Below are 20214 nucleotides of genomic sequence, written 5' to 3'. Positions count from 1 at the left end.
CCAATCTATCAAAATTTAACTGATAATAAATTATCATTTTTTAGAATTTTTTTCAAGGATGACAAAAAATTTTGTTTAATATATACGAATAAATTTAAAACATAATTATAAATATACCTTTAGCAATTTTAATTTGCCTTCTATTTTAAACTCACCTTCTTTTGCTGGTATCATAAATGTTTGTCCTGCAGATATATTATAAATACCTCCGTTATAATTTAAAATTCCTTCTCCTTCAATACACATATAAATAAAAAATATTTCTCCATTTGTTTTGTCCTTATAAACATTTCCAATATCTATCTCATCTACATTGAAATACTCACACTTTGTTAAATTAGCAATACTATAGCCGTCCATAATAATCTTATTTGGAGTTTCAACTTTACCACTTATATCAAAATCTATTACATCTAGAGCCTTGTCTATATGTAATTCTCTTGTTTTGCCTTCCTTGTCAACTCTATTCCAATCATAAACCCTATATGTAGTATCGCTGTTTTGTTGAATTTCTGCTATAACTATTCCCTCTAATATAGCATGTACAGTACCTGATGGAATAAATATTACTTCTCCCTTTTTAACTGAAACATAATTTAAACATTCTTCTAGTTTTTTCTCATCAAGTGACCTTTGAAATTCTTCCTTAGTTATACCTTTTCTAACGCCATAGATTAATTTGGCATCCTCTTTAGCATCTACAATATACCACATCTCAGTTTTTCCAAATTCACCTTCATGTTTTAAAGCATATTCATCATTAGGATGAACTTGTACCGATAGTTTATCATTTGCATCTATATATTTTATTAATAATGGAAATCTATCATATTTTACAGCTTTCTTTCCAATTAAATCTTCCTCATATAAATCTATTGCTTCTTTAATGGTTTTCCCCTTCAATTTTCCATTTTCTATTATACTCATTCCATTTTTATGGCAGCATACTTCCCAGCTCTCAGCTGTTTTTTCAAAAGGCAAATCTCTTTTAAAAATTCTCTTTAAACCTTGCCCACCCCATATTATTTCTTTGTAGACTGGTTTAAAAAATAAAGGATAAAGCATATTAATCCTCCTTAAATAAATAATATATAGCAGTAATTATTAGTGCTATCCATATAGGATAGCACTAATAATTATTTAAAAATCTTTAATATCATTAATATTTTAAATTTATATTTTTCAACTTTATTTTTAACTTTAAAATTATATCATCAACTTCTCTAATTCTCATAAAAGGAACTATTGCAAAGTACACCGTTATACCTAATATTATTGCAATAATTAAAGATAAATTCTTATTAAAACCTTGTAGAAGCAAACTATAACTAGCCTTAGCTACTACTCCCATAACTATAGATGAAATAAATATCTTTATAAAAGACATAATTATTTCTTTTAACCCAAATCCACCTATCTTTTTTCTTAAAGATATAAACAATAACCCTGTACAAACAATTGCTGAAATGCTTGTAGCAAAAGCAAGTCCTGCAATTCCCATAAATCTTGATAATGTTATGTTCAATATTATATTCATAATCAAAGATATTACAGCATTTATAGTTGGAGTTTTTGTATCTTTCAAAGAATAAAAAGCTTTAGATAGAACCTCACGAAGTCCATACCCAATCATACCTATTGAATAAAATAACAATGCACTTGATGTCATCTTAACTGCCCTTTCATCAAAGGCACCACGTGCAAAAAGCATTTCAACAATAGGTGTTGAAAACATCATTAATCCAATTGTAGCAGGAATAACAAGTAAGTTTATTGAATTAATAGATTCATTTAAAGATTTTTTTAAACCATCATAATTTTTTTCAGCAGCCATTTTCGATATGGATGGAAATAAGACTGTACTTATAGAAATAACAAAAATACCAAAAACAAATCCATTTAATTTATTGGCATAATTTAGTGCAGATATGCCTCCTTCTACAATTTTTGAAGCTATGGTTCTATCAACTAATACATTTAATTGATTAACTGATACACCTAATATTGCTGGAACTGCAATATTGAATAAAGTAAGAACATATTTATCCTTTAAATCAAAATAAAATTTATATTTATATCCCTTACTACAAGTAAAAGGTAAAATAAATAATAATTGTGCCAAAAAAGATATAACAGTTCCAACAGCTAAATATAAAAAATTTGTTTTGGTAGCTATATACATTGATAAAATAATAATAATATTCATTGGAAAAGCTATTAATGCAGGTATTATAAAGTTATTTTTAATCTGCAAATACGCAATAAAAATATATACTAAACCAGAAAAATATATACTAAATATACTAATTCTAGTAAAATTTATTGCTAATTTTAATGTATCTCCAGTAAATCCAAATGCAAACATTTTTACTAGTGGTTCTGTAAATAAATAAGCTAAACTTACTAAAAATGTACATAAAAATATAAATATATTTATTAAATTATTTGTAAATTGAATAGCTTTTTTTTCATCAACTTTAACTTTAATTTCGCTAAACATAGGTATAAATCCAGTACCTAATGCAGCACCTATGAAAGAAAACAATACTGTAGGTATTGTTTGAGAAATTAAATATGCATCTGTAATATTATTTGCCCCAAAAAAATATGAAAGTGAAACTTCTCTTATAAATCCTAATATTTTAGACAATACTGTTATTACCATTATTATAATTGCTGTTTTTTTCATTCAGCCACCTCTAATCCCTTGAAAATATGTCTCTTGTATAAACTTTATTTCTTACATCCTCTAACTCTACACACATTCTATTGGCTACTATTACATCTGATATTTCTTTAAACTCATTTAAATCCCTTATTACCCTCGAATTAAAGAACTTGTCCTCTTTTAATACAGGCTCATATAAAACAACTTCTATTCCCTTTGCTTTTATCCTCTTCATAACTCCTTGTATTGCTGATTGTCTAAAGTTATCTGAATCTGTTTTCATTGTAAGTCTATAAATACCTACAACCTTTGGATTCCTCTTTAATATCATTTCTGCTATATGATCTTTTCTTGTTGTATTAGTCTTTACTATTGCTTCTATTAAGTTATTTGGTACATCTTGATAGTTTGCAAGAAGTTGTTTTGTATCCTTTGGAAGACAATATCCACCATATCCGAAGGATGGGTTATTGTAATAATTACCTATTCTTGGATCTAGACAAACACCTTCTATTATTTGTCTTGTATCTAATCCTCTTAATTCTGCATAGGTATCAAGTTCATTAAAGAAGGCAACCCTCATAGCAAGGTATGTATTTGCAAAAAGCTTTATAGCCTCTGCCTCTGTTGAATCTGTAAATAACACAGGTACATCCTTCTTTATTGCACCTTGCAGAAGCAGATTTGCAAACTTTTCTGCTCTCTCTGACTTTTCTCCTACTATTATTCTTGAAGGATAAAGGTTATCGTAAAGTGCCTTTCCTTCTCTTAAAAACTCTGGTGAAAATATTATATTATCTGTTTGGAACATTTCTTTAACTCTTTTTGTATATCCAACAGGTACAGTTGATTTTATAACCATAACTGCATCTGGATTTATTGCAAGAACTGTAGCTATGACACTCTCTAGTGTTCTTGTGTTAAAGTAATTTTTCTCTGGATCATAATCTGTAGGAGTTGCTATAATTACATATTCAGCATCCTTATATGCCTTATATGTATCAGTTGTAGCTCTTAAATTTAATTCCTTTGTTTGTAAAAACTCCTGTATCTCCTTATCAACTATTAGAGTAATTTTATAATTTACCATATCAGCTTTTTCTTGTAGAACATCAACAACTACAATTTCATTATATTGTGATAAAAGCACAACCATTGACTACATATCCCATTACTGCTACTGCAATTTTCATATTTCTCACCTTTTAATCATAGTTTTAATTTCATAATTCACTAAATACATTTTCAAAATTTTTTATATGTTCACTATTATTGTAGTTATTGATATATTTTGTAATATTATCTCTAAATTTAATTTGATTTTTTCTTAATACCATATACTCTATTGCATCTTTTAATTGTTTTTTGTCACTTGCTTCAACTATAAGCCCTGTTTCATTATTTTTAATTACTTCTGGAATACCACCTAAGTTTGAACCTATTACTGGCATACCATATTTATAAGCTTCTACGATTACTCTACCAAAAGTTTCATTACAAATTGAAGGCATTATTAAAACATCTCCTTGTACAAGTATATCTTCCTTTTGTTTTCCTGAAACATGACCTTTGTAAATAATTCTGTTATCATTTTGTGTTTCTTTAATTACATAATCTCTTAGAGGTCCATCTCCACATATTATTAAATTAATATTTTTATTTTCTATTTCTTTAAAAGTTTCTATCAACCAATTTAATCCTTTTGAAAACAATAAATTTCCTAAAAAAACAAAATTAACTTTTTTATCTTTTATTTCATTTTTATATTTAATTAAATCAATAGTTTTTTCTATGTCAATATCAATGTTATTTGGTATTACCATCTTTTTAGATTTTAAAAAATATCCTCTTTTACCAAAAAAATCAATAGCATATCTAGATGGAGAAGTTACAAAATCTACATACATACTATGCTTTTTATTAACAAATTCATGATATTTACAATATAAATGTTTGTTTTCACATTGTTGACCATTTCTTTTTAAATATGTTGCTTTTGGGCAATATAGCCATAAATCATGTATTGTATGAACTATAGGTATACTAAATTTTAATTTAATATATTTCCAAATATATGGTGATATATAAAATAAATTATGTGTATTAATTACATCTGGCTTAAATTCATCTATAACTTTATCTAACCTACTTAATATAATTCTATTATTTAACTCTATTGCTTTATAAATTGGTTTAAAAAAACCTTTATTTTTAATTACAACTTTATCACGATAAATTGTTACTCCATTAATTTCTTCTTTTAAAAAATCTTTATTTGAATCACAAGTAAATACTGCTACATTATGACCTTTGGATGCTAATCCCTCTGCTAATAATTTTATCGTATGTTCTGTTCCTCCTATCATATTAGGATAATAAAAAGTATTAATTAACAATATTCTACTCATTAACTTCACCTCTTGTTAATATTATTTTTGTTTTGTGATTTACTCTTACATTAACACATAATAATTTTCTATAAATATAACTTTTTATAATTATATAATCCTTATTATTAACTTTCTCACTATAAAATGAAACCAATTAACTTGTCTATCAGTATACTATAATAATTTATCTTACAAACAATAGTACCTATATTCTTATTATTTTTAGTAATTTTTAAGCGTATTTTCAATAAACTCAGGTTTTACTTAAATATCATTACTTTATAGTTTACGCCATGAAACATATTTATATCCAAATTATTACTGCCTAAAAAATCAAAATTTTGTTTAGATTTGGTTATTTTCTTCAGAATATTTGTTTAATATAAAACAAAATTTTTTGTAGCACATTGTCTCTTATTATTAAGCTTTAAATACAATAAGTAGTACCTTTATAGCTATTATAGTTCATTAAAATTATGTATACAGTTTTATTCATCATAATTATTATCACGCAATTATTTAATTTATTAAAAATAAACTAAATTAATTTTTTTAGCTATAATAAATATCATAAACATAAATATCAATAATTATTTTATTTCTATGAATATTTTATTTATTAATAATTTTAAATAAAATAAATAAAATAAATAAAATATATAAAATATATTTATTTTTACTAATAATAAAAACTCAAACTTTTTAATATTATATTTTTATAACCATTTCTACATTTTATTACTGCAATCACTTTACACATTAATTTTTTATAATATAATTTATTCTACCTTTATAAATAAATTTATCTAAAATAAACAATATGATAAGTTAGAATAAAATATTGAAAAAGAAATTAATCTTATTTGTATACAATCAAGAATAATGTTTATTTTCATTCATACAAATTTTATAAATTTAATGGATTTTATCATTTTATATGAATTTAGTGGCACAAAAACTATAAAAGACATAACACATTATATACAAGTATTTAATGGTAATTAAAAACATTTCTTAAATACAACCAATTTTTTGTTTAAATTTTTATTTAAAAAAGAAATCTAATAGTATTTCTCATTATATAGTTATTATTTAATTTTTGTTGATTAATGTTATGTTTCAATAAGTTTTAATCACACATTTTGCTTAGTTAAATATTTCGTTACTAAAATAAAGCTTAACTATATTTAACTATTTTCTTCAATAAAATATTAAATATTTTCGCTAACATAATTATAAATAAGTAAACATAAAATGTATGAAAAGCTGAACTTATGCATAAACTATTTATAAAAAAATTTAAAAATACCAAAGCTAAAATATCGCTAGATTTTATTTTGTTTTGACTGAGTAAATAAAAATATGTATTCTCTATTTTCCCATAATAATAACCAACTATAATAGCAACTATAACCACTCCTACATAACTAAAATTTATATATGGTTCTAAAAACATACCTCCACGTAATCCATAATGCCCACTCATTCCAAATAATGTATTTGTTGAAAAAATACCATATGAATATATATTTCTAAATTGTATATATTTTCTAGGTATAAAAGAAATGAAATCTGCTATATAATTCAATCCATACAAGTAATTATCATAAAGATTTTTAAATCCATATAATACATATGCACCATCTCTTATATCAGAAAAAGTATTTCCATAAATAATTTTATCTACAATATCATAAATATAAAATTTACTATAATAAGATGAACTCCTTATAAATTCAATCAAAATTCCTAAGATTAAACATATAATCATAAATTTTGAGACTTTAAGCATACTCTTAAAATTAAACCCATATTTTTTTTGAGTTTTTACAATGTAAAATATAAAAATTACTGATATTAAAGGTCCTCTATTAGCAGTTAAAAAAAGTACTATAACTGCTAAAATATATAATAATAGATATTTTTTTTTGTTTAAATTTAAATATTTAATTGATGTAACTATTGAACAAATATATAATATATTATTTAATGCATTATAAATTGGTCGTATAGAAGGATATTCATTAATAAATGTCCTATTATACAATGGATTAACCTTTAAATATATAAAAACAATAAATACCCATAAAAATATAGATAAAATAGTAATAACTTCATTTAATGATGTAATATCATTAAATTTTTTAGTAAATTTATTTAAATTTATTTTTTTGATTGTATTAAATTCATAATAAAATAATGTTATTAAAACTGTTAAAAGTCCAATTAAGTTAATAGTATAATTATAATTTAGATATAATAAATATTTATCACTACTTTCATAACCTAATGCATACCAAGCCTTATTATCAAATTGAAATAATCCAATAAATAAATAAATAAAAATAAATATAAAAAAATTTACGTTAAAAGGAGAAATTATATATTTCTTCTTTAATATTTTATTTATTGCATATACAATAAAAACTATTAAATTGGAAATATATAATATTTTATTTTCTAAACTAAGCAATTGAAATCTATAGATCACAAGAAATCCTCCTATAAATTAATTTATTTAAATAGAACATAAATTTTTAAAATAATAATTCTAATATAACTTTAATTGTAATTTCTTTATATATTATTAAATAAACAATTAGCTTTTTAACACGTATTAATCAAATTAATAAATATATTGATCATAACAAATAATTTTTTACGATATAAAAACTACTACATAAAAATATTGTATTTGAAATATATTTTAAACACTTGTTTTTATTATTTATTTTACATAATTTTTATTTTAAAATTTTTTAAATAACATACTATATATAATTACTTAAAATTAAATATTTAGAACTAACAAAATTACTAAGTAAGTATAATAATTTTAATTACTTCTAATATACTATAAATACTTTAAATTATAAATTAATATTATTTAGTTAATTTTATTAACGTTATATATATCAATTATCAACTTATTATTCTTCATCATTAAATAGTTAAATAAATATTTAACATTTCATAACTACATTTATCCCAATTAAATCTTTTTACAATTCTTAAACTATTTTCAATAAAAGTCTTTAGTATTAAATTATTATTTACTATATACATAATTTTCATTGCTATTTCTTTTTCATCATAAGGATCAAATGTCATCTCCTCATTTCCAACAACCTCTGGTAATGAGGTTAGATTTGATACTAATGTTGGACAACCACATGCCATTGCTTCAAGAGGTGGTAAACCAAAACCTTCATAATAAGAAGGATAAACAAATAAATCTGCATTTTTATATAATAATTTTAGTTCATCATCTGTAACTGCTCCTGTAAAAATAACCCTTTCTTTTAAATTTAATTCATCTACTAATTTGAAAACATGCTCATAATTCCAACCATTTTTGCCTGCAATTATTAAATTATGAGGTATTTGTGCTTTTATTAAATTAAATGCCTTGATTAAGCCATCTATATTTTTTCTAGGTGAAATAGTAGAAACCGTTAAAATGTATTTCTTCGAAATAATATTTTCAAAATCCTTCCTTAAATTTTCTTCATTAATTGGATCCTTTGAAAAGTCATTAAATCCATTATAAATAACATTTATTTTTTCTTTAGCAAAAGGATAATATTTTTCTATTTCACTTTTTGTAAAATTTGTAATCGCTATAATTTTATCTGCCTTCTTAACAGAAAAATCTGTTATAAAATTTTTCCATAACCTTGTCTTTAATGTAAATTCATTTTTTAATGCTTTAAATGCTAGATCATGAATTGTAATTATCACTTTGTTTTTAGCTAATATTGGTGCCATTGTATCAGGATAATGTATAATAGCATCGGGATATTTCTCATAAATCATTTTAGGTAATACAAATTGTTCAACATAATTTCTTTGCTTACTATTATTTATGTTTTTCATTATTATTAAATCTTCTTTTTTAGCAAAATTAAATTTATCTATATCTTGCTCTCTAATAACTATCTTAAAATCAATTTCTTTTAAATTATAAACTCCTTTAGCAACTTCATAGGAATAGCGACCTATGCCTCCACTTAAAGAAGTCTGTAATGCATTAAATATTATCATATCATCACCTATCTAAAACAATATTATAAAACCTTAAAACTATTTATCTTTAAATTATGTTCTTCATAACAATATTTAACATATTCTTCAATCTTCTTTTTAAATATCTCCTCATCAAACTGTTCTGCATGTTTTCTTATTTCTATTTTATCAAAATCATAATTTTTAAACCTATTTATTGCTTCTTTTAATGAATTAACACTTTGTTCTTTAAAAAATATACCTGTTTTACCTTCAACTACTGTTTCAAGCGCCCCACCTTTACCATAAGCAATTACAGGTCTTCCACTAGCTTGTGCTTCAAGTGGGGTAATTCCAAAGTCTTCTTCACCAGGGAAAATAAATGCTCTACATTTTGAATAATATTCTTTTATTACTTCATCTGGTTGTCGACCTAAAAATTTAATATTTGATTTTGCCATTGATTGAAGTCTCTGCCTTTCTGAACCATCGCCTATTATTACTAAAGGCAATCCAAGTTCATTAAAGGTTTCAACAGCAAGGTCAATTCTTTTATATGGAACTAGCCTAGATACAATTAAAAAATATTCTTCATCAACATTACTAATATTAAAAAGCTTTGTTCTAACAGGAGGATGTATAACAACACTTTCTCTTCTATAATGTTTCCATATCCTTTTTGCAACATTTTGCGAATTTGCTATAAAATAATCTACTCTATCTGCAGAAATTCTATCCCACATACGCATATAGTTCATAAAATATTTCATAATTACTTTTTTAAGAGCACTTAACCTTTCTTTGTTTAAATATTCATAGTAAAATTCCCATCCATACCTCATAGGTGTGTGGCAATAACAAATATGAACTGTATTAGGATTTGTTATTACACCTTTTGCACATGAGGAACTACTACTTAAAACAACATCATATTCATTTAAATCAAAACTTTCAAATGCCATTGGCATAAATGGAAAATATCTTTGATGATTAGTTTTTGCCTTTCTCTTATTTTGCAAAAAAGATGTTCTAACATCGATATTTTTTAATTCATCATCTAAATTATCAGGATTATATATTGTAGTATAAATAGGTGCTTCAGGAAAGAGTTGTTTAAAATTTATAACAACTCTCTCTGCACCACCTATGTTTGTTAACCAATCATGTACTAATGCTATCTTCACAACAACACCTCACACTACCATTTTCTTTATTTCCTTTATCTCATGTGCTCTATCTTTAGAGCTAATCATTATGCAATCCTCTGTTTCAACTACTATAATGTCTTCTATACCATTTAAGATTACCTTCTTGTTTGCCATTATAATATTTCCTCTTGAATCCCTTGCAATACAATTCTGATTTGCTACATTGCCCTTTTCGTCCTTTTCTCTATATCTTTCAAGACTTGTCCAACTACCAACATCATCCCATCCAAAATCACAAGGGATGACGTATATATCATTTGACTTTTCCATTATGGCATAATCTACTGAAATATCTTCAACTTCTTCATATTTTTGTTTTAAAACTTCTTCGAAATCTTCATCTGCCGCTGCAATTTCTGCAAGAACTTCAAATGTCTCTGGAAGATATTGATTTGTACATTTTAATATAGTTGATGCCTTCCATATAAACATTCCACCATTCCAAAGATATGTACCCTCTTGTATGTATTTTTCTGCTGTTTCTTTATTTGGTTTTTCAACAAAACATTCTACCTTATGTATTGAATTTTCATTTATTTTTTCTACTTCATGAAGCCTTTTGATGTAACCATAACCTGTCTCTGGTCTATCTGGTTTCATTCCAAGTGTCACAATTGCATCTTTGTTTTTGTTTACATATTCATAGGCTGATTTTAAAACCTCTCTAAACTTTCCTTCATCCCTTATTAAATGGTCTGATGGTAAGACTGCAATTGTTGCATTTTCAATTTTTTTGTTTATATAAAATGCAGAAAGCGCAATACAAGGTGCAGTGTTTCTTCCAACTGGTTCAACAATTATATTTCCTTCTGGCAAATTAGGAAGCTGCTCCTTTACAAGTCCAACATACCTTTCTGCTGTTACTACAAATATTCTATCTATTGGTATAAGACCTTCTAGTCTTTTTACTGTCATTTGAATCATTGTATCTTTGCCTAAAAGGTTTAGGAATTGTTTTGGTCTATCATCTGTTGATAGAGGCCAAAATCTTTCACCCTTTCCCCCAGCCATTATAAGTCCACAAAGCATTTACTTCACTCCCTTAGCAAGCATTCTCATCTCCAAATAATACAAAGAATGTTTTAAATATAAGCTTCATATCGAGCCAAAAACTTCTTTCTTTTATGTACTTTATATCAAGTTCTACCCATTCATCAAAATCATTTATTTTATTTCTACCCATAACTTGCCAATAACAAGTAAGTCCTGGTTTAACAAGAAGCCTTTGCATTTGATAAGGTGTGTATTGTTTAACTTCTCTTACTATTGGTGGCCTTGGACCAACAAGACTCATATCACCTTTTAATACATTGAATAATTGCGGGAGTTCGTCTATGCTTGTTTTCCTTATAAATTTTCCTACCTTTGTAATCCTTGGATCATCCTTCATCTTAAAAGCTGGTCCAGACATTTCATTTTTCTTTATAAGCTCCTTTAATTTTTCTTCTGCATCTACACACATTGAACGGAATTTAAACATTTTAAATATTTTACCATCTTTACCGCAACGCTCCTGTATAAAAAATATTGGTCCCTTTGAATCTAACTTTATTGCTATTGCAGTAATAATAAATATTGGCGATAATAATATAATTCCAAATAAAGAACCTATAATATCTATTAATCGCTTTGTAATTTCATACAATTGTCCACGTGTGTATTCATCAATATAATATTCATGACTTACCTGAGGTTGCATAATAACACCTCTCTTTTTTAAAATATTGATTTATACTTGTTTAATTTCTAATCTTGATTAATCTTTTAAGTTTATTCCTACCTACCGAAGAATAGCCCTTTTCTCTTCTTTTCCTTCTTATCTTGATCGTGTCCGTAGTAGTATTGATAGTAGTATCCATAATAGCCCTTTCTTGATGTATCAAGTTTATTTAAAACAACCCCAAGTATATTTGCATCAACTTTATCTAATAGTTCCTTAGCTCTTTTTACTGCATCCTTTTCTGCCTCACCAGATGCTACAACAAGAAGAGTTCCATCTGCATATTTTGAAAGAACCTGTGCATCTGTTACCATTAGAACAGGAGGCGTATCTATAACTATGTAATCATACTTTTCATCAAGACCTTGTATAAAGTTTATCATCCTTTGGGAAGATAAAAGCTCTGCTGGGTTTGGAGGCCTTGTTCCTGATGTTACTACATCTAAATTATCAACAGGTCCTTTATTTAAAGCATCTTCAAAAGAAACTTCTCCAACCAATATATTAGATAGTCCATTTAAGTTTGATATCCTAAGTCTCTTATGTATACTTGGTTTTCTCATATCACAATCCAGCAGTAGTGTTTTATGTCCATTTTGTGCAAGTGTTACGGCAAGGTTAAGAGCTGTTGTTGTTTTACCTTCTCCTGGACCAGAGCTTGTTATAACAATCTTTTTAACCTTTTTGTCAAGGGATGAAAACTGTATATTTGTTCTTAATGTCCTATAGGCCTCTGCTATAGGGCTCTTTGGCTTTTCAATTGTAACTAAATCAACCCCAACCACATTATTCACCCACCTTTGCAATTAATCCAATAACTGGTATATCAAGATATGAATCTATTTCATCTGCTGTCTTAATAGTTGTATCAAGATATTCTAAAAGGAATGTCAATCCTAGAGATGTCATAAGTCCAAGAACAAATGCAATTGCCATATTAAGAACCTTTTTAGGTTTAACTGGTGACTTTGGCACCTTAGCATAGTCTATTATTTGAATATTCCCCCCCGGCAAAAGTTCATTTGCCCTTTTTATAAACTCCTCTGAGAGTTTATTTACAACATTTGTTGCAAACTTCTTATCCTTATGCTGAATTGATATATACATAACTTCTGTATCTGGTGCAATATTGGTTGTAAGCATTCTTTGAAGCTCCTCAGGCTTTATATTAAGCCCCATGCTGATTATTGTATTTTCTGCAACCTTTCTTGATTTTGCTATCTCTGCATATGTTTTAACAAGTTTTTGATACATCATTATGTCGTTATACTGCAGCTTTTCTCCATCCTTTTCCATATGTTTTGTTACTACTATACTGCAGGTTGATTTGTACTCTGGTGTTATTAGATAAAAGGATATAAGTGCTGATATTATAACTGACATAACTGTGATAGATGATATAAGTACAATACGCTTTTTTATGATGTGCAGTATATCTTGAATTTCCAATAGACCACCCCCAACACATAAACCCTCTGCTTGGCGGTGGGTGCCCTACTATCTCGACTTACTCCAAGGGCCCAGATACAGAGTAAGCTTCATCGATCACCAGCTCCTTAATAATAACATGAAATACATATTTTGTTAAAACAACTATACAGCTTCTTTACAAAAAAAATAAGGAATTAGTAGAAATTACCTCCTAATTCCTTTTAATATATCAATAAAGCTTTTGTTTTTTTCCATTTTGTTAAGTTTGTTACATATATTTACATTTTTTATTAGTAATTCTATATTATTCGCTAATGTTTGTCGATAATCTTTTTTAAATTTATTAATCAACTTAAAAGCCTCTTCAAAATATGGGCCTCTTCCATTGGTTGTATGGGCATCTGTTGCTATGAAGTTAAAGGAGCCGTTTTCAATTATCTTAAGTGCTGTCTTTTTAACCTCTCTTCCAAATAATCCTGTGATGCTGGATGTGTTTATTTGGATGAGGCAACCCTCTTCAATTAATTCGTTTAAAAAGGTTATATCTTTTATTACATAATAATACCTCTCGGGGTGTGCAACCACTACTCTATATCCTAAAAGGTGCAGTTCATATATTAAGTCAAGTCCATATTCTGGAAAATGTTTGTAATCAAACTCCATTAATATATATCTTGAATTGTTTAAAGTCTGTATATATCCTTCCTTTACGTATTTTAAGGTATCTTGTGTTGCAAAGACTTCGCTTCCTGGGTAAATAGTAAAGTCAATATTCATCGCCTTTAGCTTTTCATTTATCTCATATAGTGTTTTATTAACAACTTCCTTTGTGTTTTCAAAATAGGATGGATAAAAATGCGGGGTTGATATTACAGTGTCAACCCCTTGAGATTTATATATTTCTATCATTTTTAAAGTAGTTTCTAAGTCCTTAGAACCATCATCAATTCCTGGAAGTATGTGGCTGTGTATATCTATCATCCTTTAGCACTTCCTTCTTCACCATAGTAATAATAGTAAGCATATCTTTTCTAGACTTATATTTACAATAACTTTATTTAGTAGATCCTTTATACTCCTTACAAATTTCTTTTACCATCTCTTAATAAAACAATTATTACTCCATCTGTAATGTTTGATAATATTTGAACATATTTAAAATACTATTCAAGATGATTACAAAATAAAATTTCTAAAACTACTCATCTTTATTATTTGGTATTATACCTACAACAGGAAGATCTAGTAGTTTTTCTACATCATCTTCTGTTTTGACTGTTGTATCCATGTATTCAAGTATAAATACAAGTCCAAGTGATAGCATAACTCCAAGCACAAAGGCTATTGCTATATTTAGCATTTTCTTTGGTTTTACTGGATTTTCTGGAACTTGTGCTGCGTCTATTATTTGTATATTACCATCTGGATAAAATCTTTTTGATTCCTCTATAAAGTTTTTAGCATGTGTGTTTATTGTTGTTGCTGCATCAACAGGGTCCTTTGATTGATATTTTAAAACAAGTATTTGTGTATCTGGTTGTGGTATTGCTGTTATGTTTTTTAGGTAATCATCTGCTTGTACACTTTTTCCTAATTCGTTTATTGTTTTTTCTACAACTGTCTTTGACTTTGCAATTTCTGCGTATGTTTTTACAAGTTTTTGATACATCAATACTTCGTTGTAGTCAGTTTTAACCTTTTCACCTATTTCTGCTCTTCCTATAATTATGCTTATTTTCGCTTCGTACACTGGCTTTAAGACAAAAAAGCTTAAAACAGCAGAAATTAATGTTGTAGCAAGTGTTATAGCGATTATAAGCCAAATTCTCTTTTTTATGATTGCAAAAAGTTCTGTTAAATCAATCGTCATTTCTTGTTCCATTTTTTAGTCCTCCTTTAAGAGCTCCAGCCATTTTTTTGTTACTTCATCATCTTTGTTAAGCCTTAATGAAAGTTCAAAGGCCTCCTTAGCTTTATCATTTTGTCCTAAATAGTAATAGCAGACACCAATGTTGCATATTATTGTACTGTCGTTTGGCTTAAGTTTTAGAGCATCTTTAAAGTTTTTAAGAGCCTCTTCAAAGTACCCAAGAGAGGCTAAGTTTAAACCAATTTCAACAAAAACCTCTGGTCTTTCTGGACATCCTTTTAACATGTTTAGGTAGTATAGAGCTTTTTGGTTTGCGTTTAGATTTCTATAGCACAAAGCTGTATAGTATATTGCATTAAGATTTTCTGGCTGTTGTTCAATTAGTGGAATTAAAATTGCAAGAGCTTGTCTGTATTGTTGTGATTTTATTAGATCAACAGCCTTGTCGAAGCTTTCGACAATTTCTATTTTTTCAAGAAGCTCTTGTGCCTCATTTTTTGTCGTCGGACTTTGTAGGCATTTTCTTAAGTGGTATTTTGCTAAATCGTTGTCATTATTTAGGTATAAAAGTGCTAAATTGTAGTTTGCTGTTGGATTGTCTGGATTTATATCTAAAACCTCTTTTAGGGATTTTTCAATTTCATCTTTAAAGTCCAGTCCTGTTTTTTGCTGAATGTCAAATAAAAGATATATTCTATTTATAAGGTTTGATTCCTTTGGTGAAAGCTTAATTAATGTATTTGCATAAATGAGTGATTTTTTTATGTTTTTCTCTCTATTCGCTTCAATCTGTGAAATTATGTAACTTTCAATTCCTTGGATGCTTTTTAATATAGAAAAGTAGTCATCTTTATATTTAAAATTCTCATCCACTCCGAGAATTGTTATAATTCCATCTAATATATAGCTTAAGTTTATGTTAAATGTACCATTTAAAGCCATATCTTTTAAGTTATCAACATTAATTGGATATTCTCCCTTTTTTAATACAAAAGAATTTTTTATTTTAAATGTTAAATCCTTATTTGTTTCTATAAATAAAAGCCTTTCTACTTCTTTTTTTATGTAGTCTATATATTTCAACAAATCACCCCATTTTTTTATTTTATCAAACTTATTTTAATATATTTTTTTTTATTTTACAATAATATGAAATGGGATTTATTGAAAGTGAATTTGACTTTTTTAGAGATATTAAAGGTATTTTTGTAAAAAAAGCTGCAGAAATTCTCAGCAGCTTAATTTACCTTGGCCTTTACATCATACGTTTTGTATATTTTACCGTTTATATACAATTCAATCTTGCCTGTTAAGTATCCATTTGAATCCTTAAAATTTCTTATTGATTTAAGAGTTGCACCTTCTGGAGGATTATCCTTTATTCCAAGCATTGAAAGTGAAATTTCCTTTGGTTGATATGCAGTAAGAGGTATATCTTTTCCAGCTAATCTAACCTTCGCATCCTTGTTTGAAGTAATTATAAGTCTTGTCACTCTGTCTGAATCCTTTAGGCTTGATAAGTTAAAGTAAAATGTATGCCCTGCAGTTACGCCTGTTATTACTTTGTTCCCATTTATCTTTAGGCTAACATTTGTTATTGCTGCCTTTGTATCCTTTATAGTTATTTTTCTTGAGTAAACAATTGATTCATAGTTCTTCTTTACACCTTCTCTTTTTACCATAACAACTACTTGATATGTACCAGCTGTAGTTGCTCTTATTGTAAATTTGAAGTTTTCTCCTCCATTAACAACAGTTGAGTATTTATCCTTACTTATTGTAAATACATCATATACCTTTCCTGTTTTTACATTCTTAATATAGGCTCTGTACTGAACTTTACCTAAATAATTTGAATTTACTGTTACTGAAATTGGTTCATAAACAAGATATGAAGATTTAACTACTGATACTATTTTTACTTTTGGAAGAACTTCTTTTGCTTGTGCACCAATTTGAATTAACGGAAGAACTAAGAATGTTATCACTAAAATTAGTAAAACAATTTTTTTAATTCTTTTCATTCGAATACCTCCTATTTAACACAATTTAATAACTATATTTTGCAATATATGTAATTATTTTTAAATAATCCTAATTTACTTTAATAAATCTAACATAGGAAAAGCAGAGCCTATTCGCTCTGCACTTCTTTTGTATCCTGTTCAACTTGTTCTTTATAATAGTAAATTTGAGCTATTGTTGCATTCTCTGGAAGATCTATTGCAATCTCTTCTGCAATTTCAACGTCCTTTAAAGTTACTTTATAGCTTCCAGTTATGCTTGATACGTCTATTGTTATGTTCTTTGGTATTCTATCTGCTGGAGCATCTACCTCTACATAGGATATTTCCTTTTGGATAAGAAGGCCTCTAGATTTAAGGTATTCTTCACCTGTGAAGTTAATTGGAACCTTTGTATGTACTTTTTTGTTACCTTCTATTCTTTCAAAATCAATGTGGAGTACTTTTCCATCTATTGGGTCCCTCTGTATATCCTTTATTATTGCATTTTCATGTGCTCCGTTAACATTTAAATCAACTACTGCATGGGGACCATCATGTTTTAATACTTCAAATACATCTGCCATTGCAACTTCGATGTTGAAGTTCTGTTTGTTAAGCCCATATATAACTGCAGGAAGCCTTCCTTGTTTTCTTAATCTGTGATTTTCTGTTTTGGATATCTTTTCTCTAAGTCTTGCTTCTATTTGCATATCTACTCCTCCTTTTTATTTACAACAATCTACTACATTAGAGGAGTTTTCCCTATTTAACTTTTTTTATACATAGAATATTATTAAAATTTAAGGAAAAAATTTATAATAAGTAATTGAATTTTTAATTTAAGAGGACTATAATAATTAAGGTTTTAATTTTATAGAAAGAGGGTGGATATCACATTGTATAAGATGGATCAAACTAGAACACCAATTTTTGATGCTCTAATGGAATATTATAACCGTGAAACAATTCCCTTCCATGTACCTGGGCACAAAAAGGGCGATGGAATGGACAACAAATTTAAGGAGTTTGTTGGTACAAACATCCTTTCAATTGATGTTACTGTGTTTAAGTTAGTTGACAGCTTGCACCATCCAAAGGGGCCTATAAAGGAGGCAATGCTTCTTGCAGCTGATGCCTATGGATCTGATATGGCCTTTATTTCAATACATGGAACAAGTGGTGCAATTCAAGCAATGATTATGTCTGTTGTAGGAGAAGGAGATAAGATAATAATCCCAAGAAATGTACATAAGTCTGTTACAGCAGGTATAATTTTATCAGGTGCTGTACCTGTTTATATGCAGCCTGAGGTTGATAAGAATTTAGGAATTGCACATAATGTAACTCCAGAGACTGTTGAAAAGGCTCTAAAGGAAAACCCAGATGCAAAGGCTGTTTTAATTATTAATCCAACATACTATGGAGTTGCAACTGATATTAAGAAAATAGCAAATATTGTTCACAGCTACAACATTCCACTTATAGTAGATGAAGCCCATGGACCACACTGTGGTTTTAACGATAAGCTTCCTATGTCTGCTATGCAGGCAGGTGCAGATATTTGTGCCCAAAGCACCCATAAGATTATAGGTGCAATGACACAGGCATCATTTTTACAAGTTAAGTCTGGAAGGGTTGATATAAATAGAGTTCAGCAGATTATGAACCTGCTTCAAACTACCAGCCCATCCTACCCTCTTATGGCGTCATTAGATGTGGCTAGAATGCAAATTGCAACAAAAGGAAAGGAACTATTAGATAAGGCTATTGAGCTTGCAAATTATGCAAGACGTGAGATAAATAAAATACCAGGGCTATACTGTTTTGGTGAGGAAATACTTGGTCAACCTGGAGTATTTGCCCTTGATCCAACTAAGATTACAGTAAATTGTAAGGGACTTGGACTTACAGGATATGAGCTTGATCAGATACTTGCTGATGAATATCATATACAAATGGAGCTATCAGATTTATACAACATACTTGCTGTTGGTTCCTTTGGAGATACTAAGGAAAAGATCGATAAGTTTATTTCTGCACTCAAGGAAATTTCAGATAAATATTATGGAACAAGGCCTACTATTGGAACAGTGATTGATTTACCTGGAATACCTCAAAGAGCTGTAACTCCAAGACAGGCATTTAATGGCAAGAAGAGAGTTGTTCCATTAAAAGAAAGTACAGGATTGATTTCTGCAGAGTTCTTACTTGCTTATCCTCCAGGAATTCCAATAATCTGCCCTGGTGAAATAATAAACGAAGAAGTATTGGATTATGTTCAGGCTCTAAAGGATGCAAACCTATACGTTCAAGGAACAGAGGATCCAAATGTAGAATATATAAAGGTGCTAGAAATGTAGAAGGCAGAGATAGTCTCTGCCTTTTTATTTTGGCTCTTTGTCAATAGTTGGGGCGGGTATTCATTTAGAATGCCTGTCCTTTCTTATTTGAGAGGAATTTTAGAAAGATAAATTGGTTTTGAGGGAGTTTGCCTAAAAGTTTGCATGACAAAAAGACCAACGGTAGTTGGGTTCTTTTAAATATAATATTTTATAAAATTTAGTTACAACAATGAAGTATTCTATTTCTAAACCTATCAAAATTTTTAAAGCCGAAGGCATTTCTTTTAATAACTTTAATCTTGTTATTAAATCCTTCTATACAAGCATTTGTGTAAGGAATATCAAAAGAATTAACTATTCCATCGAAATATCTAATATAAGTATCAGCACATTTTTTGAATTCTTTAAGACCACTATTTTGAGCAAGTTTTATCCATTCCTTTAATAAAGTACGAGCTTCCTTAGAAGAAGATGCAGTTTCAGTAATTTTTAATAACTTTTCTTTTAATGCATGAGCAATAGCTAAATCGCTATTATAAGAAAGCATAACATGTAAAGCAGCTTTTGATTCATT

17 protein-coding genes and 1 pseudogene are annotated in these 20214 nt (G+C 27.7%); 1 reads left to right on the top strand and 17 read right to left on the bottom strand.

Annotated features, from left to right (window positions below; all coding sequences use genetic code 11):
- Positions 1 to 105: 105 nt before the first annotated feature.
- The 16 genes and pseudogenes from manA to TCEL_RS03340 form a co-directional block, all read right to left on the bottom strand.
- On the bottom strand, positions 106 to 1065 hold the full coding sequence (gene manA / locus TCEL_RS03415; protein ID WP_018661138.1) for a mannose-6-phosphate isomerase, class I: 960 nt from the start codon (positions 1063 to 1065) through the stop codon (positions 106 to 108).
- A 94-nt stretch (positions 1066 to 1159) separates the two neighbouring features.
- Complete coding sequence (gene murJ / locus TCEL_RS03410) at positions 1160 to 2689, bottom strand: murein biosynthesis integral membrane protein MurJ (RefSeq protein ID WP_018661136.1); 1530 nt, start codon at positions 2687 to 2689, stop codon at positions 1160 to 1162.
- A gap of 10 nt (positions 2690 to 2699) precedes the next feature.
- Positions 2700 to 3861: pseudogene (locus TCEL_RS03405) on the bottom strand (nucleotide sugar dehydrogenase).
- A gap of 30 nt (positions 3862 to 3891) precedes the next feature.
- Positions 3892 to 5076: a glycosyltransferase family 4 protein gene (locus tag TCEL_RS03400; RefSeq protein WP_018661132.1), complete on the bottom strand. Its 1185-nt coding sequence runs from the start codon at positions 5074 to 5076 to the stop codon at positions 3892 to 3894.
- Positions 5077 to 6235: 1159 nt separating this feature from the next.
- Positions 6236 to 7549, bottom strand: coding sequence for an O-antigen polymerase (locus TCEL_RS03395; protein ID WP_018661130.1), 1314 nt, complete (start codon positions 7547 to 7549; stop codon positions 6236 to 6238).
- 452 nt (positions 7550 to 8001) lie between these two features.
- Entirely contained in the window at positions 8002 to 9102 is a 1101-nt protein-coding gene (locus tag TCEL_RS03390; protein WP_018661129.1) for a glycosyltransferase family 4 protein, read from the bottom strand.
- 23 nt (positions 9103 to 9125) lie between these two features.
- On the bottom strand, positions 9126 to 10247 hold the full coding sequence (locus TCEL_RS03385) for a glycosyltransferase family 4 protein (protein WP_018661128.1): 1122 nt from the start codon (positions 10245 to 10247) through the stop codon (positions 9126 to 9128).
- Between the two features lie 9 nt (positions 10248 to 10256).
- Positions 10257 to 11300 (bottom strand): mannose-1-phosphate guanylyltransferase, encoded by a 1044-nt coding sequence (locus TCEL_RS03380; protein WP_018661127.1) that lies wholly within the window; start codon positions 11298 to 11300, stop codon positions 10257 to 10259.
- 13 nt (positions 11301 to 11313) lie between these two features.
- Positions 11314 to 11970: a sugar transferase gene (locus TCEL_RS03375; RefSeq protein WP_018661126.1), complete on the bottom strand. Its 657-nt coding sequence runs from the start codon at positions 11968 to 11970 to the stop codon at positions 11314 to 11316.
- Positions 11971 to 12047: 77 nt separating this feature from the next.
- A complete protein-coding gene (locus TCEL_RS03370) occupies positions 12048 to 12776 on the bottom strand; it encodes a CpsD/CapB family tyrosine-protein kinase (RefSeq protein WP_018661125.1) in 729 nt (242 codons plus the stop codon).
- Between the two features lies 1 nt (position 12777).
- Positions 12778 to 13440, bottom strand: coding sequence for a YveK family protein (locus tag TCEL_RS03365; protein ID WP_018661124.1), 663 nt, complete (start codon positions 13438 to 13440; stop codon positions 12778 to 12780).
- A gap of 186 nt (positions 13441 to 13626) precedes the next feature.
- Entirely contained in the window at positions 13627 to 14403 is a 777-nt protein-coding gene (locus TCEL_RS03360; RefSeq protein WP_018661122.1) for a tyrosine-protein phosphatase, read from the bottom strand.
- Positions 14404 to 14620: 217 nt separating this feature from the next.
- Positions 14621 to 15304 (bottom strand): YveK family protein, encoded by a 684-nt coding sequence (locus tag TCEL_RS03355; protein ID WP_018661120.1) that lies wholly within the window; start codon positions 15302 to 15304, stop codon positions 14621 to 14623.
- A gap of 3 nt (positions 15305 to 15307) precedes the next feature.
- Entirely contained in the window at positions 15308 to 16375 is a 1068-nt protein-coding gene (locus TCEL_RS03350) for a tetratricopeptide repeat protein (protein WP_018661118.1), read from the bottom strand.
- Between the two features lie 155 nt (positions 16376 to 16530).
- Positions 16531 to 17316, bottom strand: coding sequence for an RICIN domain-containing protein (locus tag TCEL_RS03345; protein ID WP_018661116.1), 786 nt, complete (start codon positions 17314 to 17316; stop codon positions 16531 to 16533).
- Between the two features lie 110 nt (positions 17317 to 17426).
- Positions 17427 to 18008, bottom strand: a complete 582-nt coding sequence (locus tag TCEL_RS03340; RefSeq protein WP_018661114.1) for a 50S ribosomal protein L25 — start codon at positions 18006 to 18008, stop codon at positions 17427 to 17429.
- A 186-nt stretch (positions 18009 to 18194) separates the two neighbouring features.
- Here TCEL_RS03340 and TCEL_RS03335 point away from each other — a divergent pair, with 186 nt between their 5' ends.
- Positions 18195 to 19658, top strand: a complete 1464-nt coding sequence (locus tag TCEL_RS03335) for an aminotransferase class I/II-fold pyridoxal phosphate-dependent enzyme (RefSeq protein WP_018661112.1) — start codon at positions 18195 to 18197, stop codon at positions 19656 to 19658.
- Between the two features lie 199 nt (positions 19659 to 19857).
- On the opposite strand, the gene TCEL_RS13795 is transcribed toward TCEL_RS03335, so the two are convergent.
- On the bottom strand, positions 19858 to 20214 hold a 357-nt coding region (locus tag TCEL_RS13795; RefSeq protein ID WP_198010639.1), incomplete at its 5' end, for a transposase.

The sequence above is a fragment of the Thermobrachium celere DSM 8682 genome (assembly GCF_000430995.1).
GTDB classification, from domain to species: Bacteria; Bacillota; Clostridia; order Clostridiales; family Caloramatoraceae; genus Thermobrachium; species Thermobrachium celere.
Note: the sequence above shows the minus strand (reverse complement) of the source record. Positions and strands in the feature narration are given on the sequence as shown.